The 9763-nt window shown below is 70.3% G+C and carries 9 protein-coding genes; 7 read left to right on the top strand and 2 right to left on the bottom strand.

Translation table 11 applies throughout. The features are described 5' to 3' along the window. Positions 1-290 precede the first annotated feature (290 nt). Positions 291-995, bottom strand: a complete 705-nt coding sequence (locus tag C3E87_RS14425) for a TIGR03936 family radical SAM-associated protein (protein WP_076064208.1) — start codon at positions 993-995, stop codon at positions 291-293. 19 nt (positions 996-1014) lie between these two features. Between C3E87_RS14425 and C3E87_RS14420 the strand changes: the two genes are divergently transcribed. From C3E87_RS14420 to C3E87_RS14395, 6 genes are all read left to right on the top strand, one after another. Continuing rightward, positions 1015-2223 carry an AGE family epimerase/isomerase gene (locus tag C3E87_RS14420; protein ID WP_076064205.1) on the top strand — a complete coding sequence of 403 codons (1209 nt, stop codon included), beginning with the start codon at positions 1015-1017 and terminating at the stop codon, positions 2221-2223. Then, the gene (locus tag C3E87_RS14415; RefSeq protein ID WP_076064203.1) at positions 2220-3407 is read left to right on the top strand and encodes an MFS transporter; all 1188 of its coding nucleotides are present in this window, start codon (positions 2220-2222) and stop codon (positions 3405-3407) included. The genes C3E87_RS14420 and C3E87_RS14415 overlap by 4 nt, the downstream gene beginning before the upstream one ends. Before the next feature lie 73 nt (positions 3408-3480). After that, entirely contained in the window at positions 3481-4521 is a 1041-nt protein-coding gene (locus tag C3E87_RS14410) for a hypothetical protein (protein ID WP_076064201.1), read from the top strand. Next, positions 4518-5561: a glycosyltransferase gene (locus C3E87_RS14405; protein WP_076064199.1), complete on the top strand. Its 1044-nt coding sequence runs from the start codon at positions 4518-4520 to the stop codon at positions 5559-5561. The genes C3E87_RS14410 and C3E87_RS14405 overlap by 4 nt, the downstream gene beginning before the upstream one ends. Further along, complete coding sequence (locus C3E87_RS14400) at positions 5558-6532, top strand: glycosyltransferase (protein WP_076064196.1); 975 nt, start codon at positions 5558-5560, stop codon at positions 6530-6532. The genes C3E87_RS14405 and C3E87_RS14400 overlap by 4 nt, the downstream gene beginning before the upstream one ends. Then, positions 6532-7359, top strand: a complete 828-nt coding sequence (locus tag C3E87_RS14395) for a glycosyltransferase family 2 protein (protein ID WP_076064194.1) — start codon at positions 6532-6534, stop codon at positions 7357-7359. The genes C3E87_RS14400 and C3E87_RS14395 overlap by 1 nt, the downstream gene beginning before the upstream one ends. 14 nt (positions 7360-7373) lie before the next feature. On the opposite strand, the gene C3E87_RS14390 is transcribed toward C3E87_RS14395, so the two are convergent. After that, positions 7374-8876 (bottom strand): DUF1846 domain-containing protein, encoded by a 1503-nt coding sequence (locus C3E87_RS14390; RefSeq protein WP_076064192.1) that lies wholly within the window; start codon positions 8874-8876, stop codon positions 7374-7376. A gap of 62 nt (positions 8877-8938) precedes the next feature. On the opposite strand from C3E87_RS14390, the gene C3E87_RS14385 reads away from it, so the two are divergent. Continuing rightward, a complete protein-coding gene (locus C3E87_RS14385) occupies positions 8939-9703 on the top strand; it encodes an alpha/beta fold hydrolase (protein WP_076064190.1) in 765 nt (254 codons plus the stop codon). The last annotated feature ends 60 nt before the right edge of the window (positions 9704-9763 follow it).

The raw sequence follows: 9763 nt of genomic DNA, 5'->3' as shown, positions 1-9763 counted from the left end.
GCGGGAGGCAGCGCGACGGCGGCGCTGCGTGGGGGCGGGGGCGGCGCTTTCCGGCGTCACTTGATCATTGTTCTCTGATGTGAGCATGCGGCTCCTTACGCGCACTTGGCGCGGACCGGGCACAGCGGGCTGTGCCGTAAGACTCTGATCCTCTGAGGCCGGCGAGCAGTCGCGGAAGAATTGTGCCGCGGTGCAGTCTCACTGCCTCAGGGTGGCACCGGGCGGCGCCATGACCTTCGCTCATTGTTCCACACATCATGAAAAACCGTCGCACCGGGTGGTGCGTGTCGTCAGTTGTGCGGACGCAGGGGGTCTCCGATGTCGCCCTCGTTGAGCGGCCCCTGGCTGAGCCGGTTGAGCAACATCTCGCCGGGGATCGTCTCGTCGATGGTGCGCAGGGCGGCCACCACGTCGTCGGGTCGCACCAGCGGAGTGCCGATGTGGGAGCGCAGGCGCAACACGCCGTCGTCGACGACCTCGAGCGAGATGATGGCCTCCCGCACGTCGAAGGCGCGCATGCCGCGTTTGGTCATGCGCTCGACGGTGAGGTGCTCGCGGCTGAGCAGCTCGGCCACGGCGGCGCTCAGCACACCAGGGGCGGCGCTGAGCCGGATCTCCCAGTCCGAGGCTTGCAGGAGGTCCCCCAGCGACTCCTTGACGGCCACCGCAGCGTCGAGCATCTCGAAGCCCTGGGGCAGTACGTCGTTGAGCGCCCCGACCACCTTCGCCGGATCACAGGCCTCGCTGAGGCCGAGTTCCACGTACTCCGCCTCAGACGACGCGGAGGTGGGCGACGGGCTGGCGTACGAGATGCGCGGGTGCGGGTTGAAACCGGACGAGTACGCCATGGGGAGCTCCGCCCTGCGGATGGCCCGCTCCAGCGCACGCCCGAAGTCGCGGTGGGATGTGAAACGCGCGGGGCCGCGCTTGGCGTAGCGCAGGCGCAGTTTCTGCTCCGGGGGCGGCTGCTGTACAGGCGGTTGGCGAGTACTCATGGGGCGTAGTGTATGCGCCATGACTGACTGGCTGACCGCCCCCACTCATCGCGCCTGGCTGCAGCAGGAGACCGAGCGCCTCCTCGCGTTCGGGGCCGCCGCGCCGGTCGCAGGACAGGGCGCGGCCTACCTGGATGCCAGGGGCGTCCCGGACCCGACGAGGCCCATCGAAACCTGGGTGACCTGCCGCATGGTGCACGTGTACTCGCTCGGCCACCTGATGGGGGTCCCCGGTTCCCGACCCCTCGCCATCCGCGCGATGAGCGGGCTCACCGACGCCCTCCATGATGAGCGGCACGGCGGGTGGTTCCACACCTCCGCCAGGGACGGCGGCAAGCAGGCCTACGACCACGCGTTCGTGGTGCTGGCCGGCTCCTCCGCCACCGTCGCCGGCCTGCCCGGGGGGCGCGAACTGCTCGACGACGCCCTGGCGGTCCTCGACGAACGCTTCTGGGACGAGGCGCACGGCATGGTGGCAGATGCCGCCGAGCCGGACTGGTCGTCGGTGGATCCCTACCGCGGGATCAACGCCAACATGCACACCGTGGAGGCCATGCTCGCCGCCGCCGACGCCACCTGGGACCAGCGTTGGCTGGAACGGGCCGAGCGGATCGCCTCGTTCGCCCGCCACCAGGCCGCCGTCCACGACTGGCGCCTGCCGGAGCACTACGACGACACCTGGCAGCCGCAACTCGAGTACAACGATGCGCAGCCCGAGGACCCGTTCCGGCCCTACGGCGCCACCATTGGCCACGGGCTCGAATGGGCCCGCCTGTTCCTCCACCTCGAGGCCGCCACGAACAACACCGACGGCACCTGGCTCGACGCCGCCCAGCACCTCTACGACCAGGCGATCACGGACGGCTGGGGCCGCGACGGGGCCGAGGGTTTCGTCTACACCACCGGCTGGGACGGCACCCCCGTCACGACGGACCGGCTGCACTGGGTCGCCGCCGAAGCCATCGGTGCGGCGGCCGCCCTGTTCCACCGCACCGGCGACAAGCGCTACGCCGCGGACTACTCACGCTGGTGGGACCATGTGGCCGAGCACTTCATCGACCCCGAGCACGGCTCCTGGCACCATCAGCTCGACGGTGGGCTCCGCGTCGCCACGTCGGTGTGGCCCGGCAAACCGGACATCTACCACGCCCTCCAGGCGACGCTGATCCCCCGCCTCCCCCTCGCACCGCAGATGGCCATGGCGTTGGCCCAGAGGCAGCTCGTTTGAGCGCGATCCGTCGGTGGTGGCCGCTGATCGCGCTGCTGGCCCTGGCGTTCAATCTGCGCCCCGTCGCGGTCTCGGTCGGACCGGTCCTGACCGAGATCAGCCGCGACATCGGCCTCGACGGCTTCACCGCCGGTCTGCTCACGTCGCTTCCCACCCTCTGCTTTGCGATCTTCGGCGCCATGGCACCCTGGATCGCCCGCCGCATCGGGGCGCACCGCTCGATCCTGGTCGCGCTCATCGCCCTGATCTTTGGGCAGGCGGGCCGGCTGCTGGTCGATGACTCGGCAGCATTCCTGGCGTTCTCCACCCTGGCGCTGGCTGGCATGGCGCAGGCGAACGTGTTGCTGCCCTCGCTGGTGCGCCGGCACTACCCCCACCAGGTGGGGACGGCCACGGCCCTGTACTCCCTCGCCCTGACCATCGGCGTGACGCTGGCCAGCACCGCCACCGTCCCCATGGCCCATGCCTTCGGGGGCTGGCGCGCCTCTCTCGCGGCCGGTGTGGTCATCGCCTTCGCCTCACTGCTGTGCTGGCTGCCGCTCGCGATCGCCGCCGGGCGGCCGAAGAAGGGCGGCGAGCCCGACATCACGCTCGCGGCCATCTCCCGTACCAGGCTGGGCTGGGCGCTCGCCATCATGTTCGGCGTCCAGTCGGCGCAGGCCTACTCGGTGTTCGGATGGCTGCCCACCATCTTCCGCACGGCCGGCATGGACCAGACGACGGCGGGCTACATGCTCGGCATCGCCACCGGCGTCGGGATCGTCCCGGCCTTCCTCATCCCGGCCTACGTCGCCCGCACGCGCAACCCCAGCGTCCTCTTCCTGTGCCTGATGGCCTTCCTCATCACCGGCTACCTCGGGCTGCTGAACGCGCCGCTCGCCGCGCCCATCTTCTGGTCCATCGCCATGGCCCTGGGCACTGCGTCGTTCCCGCTCGTCCTGGCGCTGTTCGGCACCCGGGCACATTCCCCCGCGGCCACGGCGGCGCTCAGCGGCTTCGCCCAGTCAGTGGGCTACACCATCGCCACCCTCGGCCCGCTCAGCTTCGGCATCCTCTACACGTTGTTCGACTCCTGGACCCCTCCCATCATGCTGCAGCTGGGGTTGGCCGTCCCGATGACCATCGCCGGTCTGTACGCCTGCCAGCCCCGGATCATCGAGGACCAGCTTCCCCGTCCGCACTAACCCCCAAGGGGGTGGTGGGCCCGGCCCGGCAAGCGCTCCAATAGGGGCACGGCGTGGACGAAGGGGGATCGATGTGATCAGAGTCGCATCTGTACCCGAGGGGCACGTATACGTCAGGCATCTGGCTGACCCCTGCAATGGCCACGACGTCGTGCGGCTCCCAGATCCGGGCGGGAAGGCGTGGCCCTCGGCCCTGCTCTCGCCCCAGTGGATCGACCAGAATGCCGAGAGCTTCGATGTGTTCCACATCCACTTCGGCTTCGACGCCCTTTCCACACGGGACCTGACCGACGTCCTCGAGGCGCTCGACCGCAACGACAAGCCGCTGGTCTATACGGTCCACGACCTGCGCAACCCGCACCACCTCGACCGGTTGGCGCACGACGAGGCGCTCGATGTGCTGATCCCGGCCGCAGCGGAGCTGATCACGCTCACCGCGGGGGCCGCGCAGGAGATCCGCCGGCGGTGGGACCGCGACGCGACGGTGCTGCCGCATCCCCACGTCGTGGACCCGGACACGCTGCATCGCCCCAGGCAGCAGCACGCCCGGCCCCGCGTCGGGGTCCATCTCAAGAGCCTGCGCGCCTCCATCGACCCGCTGCCCATCCTCGCCATCCTGGAGCGGGAGGTCCCTGCCCGCAGGATGGAGCTGGTGATCGACGTCCACACCGACGTCATGACGCCCGGCGAGTACCACCACGACGCCGAGGTGGCCGCCTACCTGAAGGGGCTGATGGGGAAGGACGGCGTCACGGTCCACGTGCACGACTACTACTCCGACGACGAACTCTGGGCCTACTTCCTCAGCCTGGACCTGTCGGTGCTCCCCTACCGGTTCGGCACCCATTCCGGGTGGTTGGAGGCCTGCTACGACGTCGGCACCCACGTCCTGGCGCCGCTCCTGGGCCACTACCACGACCAGCATCCCGGCATCTTCGGTTACCGCGTGGGCGACGACGGCCCCAGCGTCGCCGACATCGCCGCGGCACTCGACGCGCTGCCGGATGCCGCACCCTGGCGGGCCGATCCGGACGAGCGCCACGCGGAGCGACAGTTCCTCGCGGGCTGCCATGCAGACATCTACCGGCGGGCCATGGCCCGCGTGCGAACGTGAAGGTCGCGATCCTCGCCAACGACCGGTTCCCCATCTCAGCCCCGTTCGCAGGCGGCCTGGAATCGTTCACCTGGCACCTGGCGAAGGGGCTTCGGGAGCGCGGCGTCGAGGTCGTGCTGTTCGCGGGACCGGGCAGCGACCTGACGCTGGACTGCGAGGAACTCCCCGTCGCCCGGTTCGCCCTCAGCGACGACGCGCGCGGCGACATCGCCATGCCACCGGAGTCGCAGGTCACCGCCACCATCGCCTACGCCCACGCGCTGCGCACGCTCGCGGGTCGCCCCGACATCGACGTCGTGCACAACAACTCGCTGCACTACCTGCCGATCGTGTTGTCAGATTCGATCCCCCAGCCCCTCATCACGACACTGCACACCCCACCGCATCCCTGGCTCGAACCGGCCCTGCGCCTCACGCCACGGGCCAGGACTGTGGCGGTGTCGCACTGGGTGTCCGAGCGATGGGCCGGGTTCACCGCCGCCCAGGTCATCCACAACGGCATCGACCTCTCCGTCTGGCTGCCGGGCCCCGGCGGCGACGATCTCGTGTGGACCGGGCGGATCGCCCCGGAGAAGGCTCCCCACCGCGCCGTCCTGATCGCGCGCCACCTGGGGCGTCGGCTGCGGATCGCAGGTCCCATCGTCGACGTGGCGTACTTCCGCTCCGCGCTCCAGCCGCTCCTGGGCGACGACGTCAGCTACGAGGGCCACCTCGGGCCCTACGCGCTGCCCACGCTCGTCGGATCGTCGGCCGCGTGCCTGGTCACCCCCGAATGGGACGAGCCCTACGGGTTGGTGGCAGCCGAGGCCATGGCGTGCGGCACGCCGGTGCTGGCACTGGCCCGCGGCGGGTTGCCGGAGATCGTGCGCCCGCCGGGTGGGGAGTGCGTCGACCCGTCAGCGAGCCCGGAGGAGGCGGCCGTCGCCCTGGCCCGGGTGATCGGAATGGACCGCGCGGAGGTGCGCCGCCATGCCGAGGTGGCCTGCGGCCTCGACGCCATGGTCGACCACTACGTCGCCCTGTACGAGGAGCTCACATGATCGGTTGGTACGTGCATCACCAGGGGTTGGGGCACGCCACGCGAGGCACCCAGATCGCACGCCAACTCGGGCGCGAGGTACTGGGCTTCGGATCCATGCCCATCCCCGAGGGCTGGCCCGGAGCGTGGGTACAGCTCCCCTGGGACATCACGGATGAACCTGCGGACCCGACAGCCGGCGGCGTGTTCCACTGGGCTCCGCTCGACCACGCCGGGCACCGCGAGCGGCTGGCGCTGATCGCCGAGCGGCTCCGCGGCGACGTGTCCGTGATGGTCGTGGACGTCTCGGCGGAGGTGGCGCTCCTGTCCCGTCTCATGGGGGTACGCACCGTGGTCATGGGCATGCGAGGCGACCGCAGGGACCGCCCGCATGAGGCCGCCTACGATTCGGCCTCCCTGCTGCTCGCACCCTGGCCCGAGAGCGCGCCGGAACCCACATGGCCCCTCCGGTGGCGCCGGAAGACCCGGTACGTCGGCGCCATCTCCCGCTTCGACGACCGCGTGCCACCGCCCCTGACCCGCAGCCGACGCCGCGTGCTGGTGGTGTGGGGCGCCGGCGGCACCGGCGTGACCGACGACGACCTCCGCGCCGCAGAGGCGGCCACCCCCGGCTGGGAGTGGAAGGTCCGCAGCCCCGGACGGGCGGGCTCCCCAGACGTCTGGGCGGACCTCGAGTGGGCAGACGTCGTCGTCACGCATGCCGGGCAGAACGCCGTGGCGGAGGTGGCCGCGGCCGGTCGCCCCGCGGTGGTGGTCGCCCAGCCCAGGCCGTTCGACGAGCAGCTGGGCACCGTCGAGGCGTTGCGGAACCTGCGGTGCTGCGTGGCCCTGCCGCAGTGGCCGGGTGCCCGTGAGTGGCCGGGGCTGCTCGACGAGGCCGCAGGCTGCTGCGGTTGGCACCGCTGGACCACCCGCGACGGGGCCGCCCGGGCCGCCGCCGCGATAGCCGCGCTCGCGGACGAGGTCCCGTGATGGAGCTCGCCATCGTCACCATCGCGCACGGACGCCACGACCACCTCACCCGTCAGCTGCGCTGGATCGATGCGCTCGATCCCCGGCCCCTCGTCCACGTCGTGGTGGCGATGGGCGACCCCGCCGTCGCAGGCCTGATCGGCTACAGGGAGCGGACGGTGCTCGTCGAGCTGCCGGCCGACGGCGGACTACCCCTGGCCGGTGCCCGCAACCGCGGGGTGGCCGCAGCCGAGGAGGCGGGGGCGACGTTGGTGGCGCTGCTGGATGTGGACTGCCTTCCGGAACCGGGATTCGTGGCCGACTACACCTCCCGTCTGCTGGACGCCGCCACGCAGCCCGGCCCCTCAGTGGTGACCGGACGGGTGAGGTATCTCCCGGAGGGACTCAGCGGGGACGACTACACCCCCGAACGGCTCGCGGAGGTCGGGCGCGACCATCCCGCCCGGACGGTGCCGGAGACCGACGACCTGCTGGCGGCCGATGTGAACCTGTTGTGGTCGCTCAACATCGCCACCAGCATCACCGACTGGCACCGCATCGGCGGTTTCGACGAACGCTACGTGGGCTACGGCGGCGAGGACACCGACTTCGGCCGCCGGCTGGCCGCGGCCGGAGGCCACCTGTGGTGGATCCGCGGGGCCGGGGCGTTCCACCAGTGGCACCCGTCGAGCAGCCCACCCGTCGAGCACGCGGCTGCGATCGCCCGCAACGCGAACCTGTTCCATTCCCTCTGGGGCGAGTACCCCATGCCGGGCTGGCTTGAGGCGATGGAGCAGTCCGGCCACCTGCTCCGGACAGCCGAAGGCTGGGCGCCTGCCGCGCCCTGAGCGTGCCCCAGCCGTCAGCCCTTCTTGTACAGCTTCTTGCTCTGGTAGACCGGCTCGCAGGTGACATGCACCCCGAGGTTCCGGAAGATGGACTCGTCCACCGGGCCGAGGATGACGGAGGCGTGCACGTCGCAGCCGCGCAACTGCTGCAGTTCGGCCAGCGCCCGGCGGGCGTTCTCGTCGAAGCGGGCGCCGACGGACAACGCGATGAGCACCTCGTCGGTGTGGAGGCGCGGGTTGGCGCTGCCTAGGTGACGGGTCTTGAGGGTCTGGATGGGCTCGATGGTCTCCGGGTCGAGGAGGCGCACCTCATCGGGGAGGCCGGCGAGCATCTTCAGCGCATTGAGCAGCATGGCGGAACTGGCCCCGAGCAGCGCCGAGGTCTTGCCCGTGACGACGGCGCCATCGGGAAGCTGGATGGCGGCGGCCGGGCCCTTGGTGCGCTTCTCCAGTTCGAGCGCCGGCCCGACGACGGGGCGGTCGTCGCGCGTGATGCCGAGGGTGGACATGATCAGGGCGATACGGTCCGACTGGTGGGGTTCGGACTCGTCGCGGCGTTCGGCCACGAGCGCCTTGAAGTAGCGCCGCAGCACCTCCTGCTTCGACGCCTCGCGGCACACCTCGTCGTCGGAGATGCAGATGCCCGCCATGTTGACACCCATGTCCGTGGGTGACTGGTAGGGGCTCTCCCCCGTCAACTGCTCGAAGAGGAGCTTCAGCACAGGGAAGGACTCGACGTCGCGGTTGTAGTTGACGACCTGCTCGCCGTACGCGGCGAGGTGGAAGGGGTCGATCATGTTGACGTCGTCAAGGTCTGCCGTGGCCGCCTCGTAGGCCATGTTGACCGGGTGGTCCAGCGGCAGGTTCCAGATGGGGAAGGTCTCGTACTTGGCGTAGCCGGAGGCGATGCCGCGCTTGTGGTCGTGGTAGAGCTGCGACAGGCAGGTCGCCATCTTGCCGCTGCCCGGGCCCGGGGCGGTGACCACGACGACGTCGCGGGTGGTCTCGATGTACTCGTTGCGGCCGTAGCCGTTGTCGCTCACGATCAGCGGGATGTCGTTGGGGTAGCCCTTGATCGGGTAGTGGCGGTACACCTTGAGACCCAGCCGCTCCAGCTTGCGCTTGAAGTTGCGGGCCTGGCGGTGGTCGTCGGCCATCTGCGTGATGACCACGGAGCCGACGTAGAGCCCGTAGGTGCGGAACTCGTCGATGAGCCGCAGCACGTCGGCCTCGTAGGTGATGCCGATGTCGGCGCGCACCTTGTTGCGGATGAGGTCGTGGGAGGAGATGACCATGACGATCTCGACCTCGTCGGCGATGGTGTTGAGCATCGCGATCTTGTTGTCCGGGGTGAAGCCGGGCAGGACCCGCGCGGCGTGGTGGTCGTCGAAGAGCTTGCCGCCGAACTCGAGGTAGAGCTTCCCGCCGAAGCGCTTGCGTCGCTGGTCGATGTGCTCGGATTGGAGGTCGAGGTACTTCTGACGGTCGAATCCGGGTTTGCGATTGCTCTGAGCCACGGACCGCCAGCTTACACGTTGTAGGCCGCTCGGCCCTGACCGGAAGGGGGTAGGTTCCTGTCATGGCGCAGCTCAACGTCCACGAACACGGCGACACCACAGCCCCACCGCTCGTCCTCGTCCACGGCCTGACCGACGACGGCACCTGCTGGCCGGATGCCGTCGCCCGCTGGGAATCAGACTTCCGCATCCTCGCCGTCGACCAGCGCGGGCACGGCCGCTCCCCCCGCTTCACCGACGAGGAGTTGGGCCGCGTCCCCGAGGTGCTGCGCGACGACGTGGCAGACGTGCTGCGCGAGCTGGGCCGGCCGGCATTGGTCGTGGGGCATTCGCTCGGCGGGTTGGTCGCCGCCCGCGTCGCGCAGGCGTATCCGGAGCTCGTGCGCGCCCTCGTGCTGGAGGACCCGGCCAAGCCCGCCCCGCACTGGGAAGCGGCGGAGCGGGAGTTCGCGCGCCAGCAGCTCGCCTTCGTGGAGACGGTGACGGAGGACCCCGACGGCGAGGTCACCCGCATGCTGCAGGAGACGCCGTGGACGGACACCGAGCTGAAGCCGTGGGCGGAATCCAAGGCCCGTGTCGACCGTGAATACCTCCGACGGGGTCTCTACCTGGGCGACACCGCCTGGGAGGAGATGTTCACCGGGCTGAGCGTGCCGACGCTGATCCTGGTTCCCGTCAACGGCGAGATGGCCCCTGATCCCGCGAAGATCCACAACGACCTGGTGCGGGTGGTGGAGGTACCGGGCGCCGGGCACTGCATCCGCCGCGACCGCCCCGAAGCCTTCTACGAGCTCGTGGAGGCGTTCCTGCACCTGTACGTGGGCTGAGCCACCCGACGACCCGGGGCGGGCCGGCGGGGGGCTCAGCCCACGTACAGGTGCAGGAAC

The organism is Tessaracoccus sp. ZS01 (genome assembly GCF_022342445.1).
GTDB lineage: Bacteria > Actinomycetota > Actinomycetes > Propionibacteriales > Propionibacteriaceae > Arachnia.
This window is presented reverse-complemented; position numbering and strand designations above follow the sequence as displayed.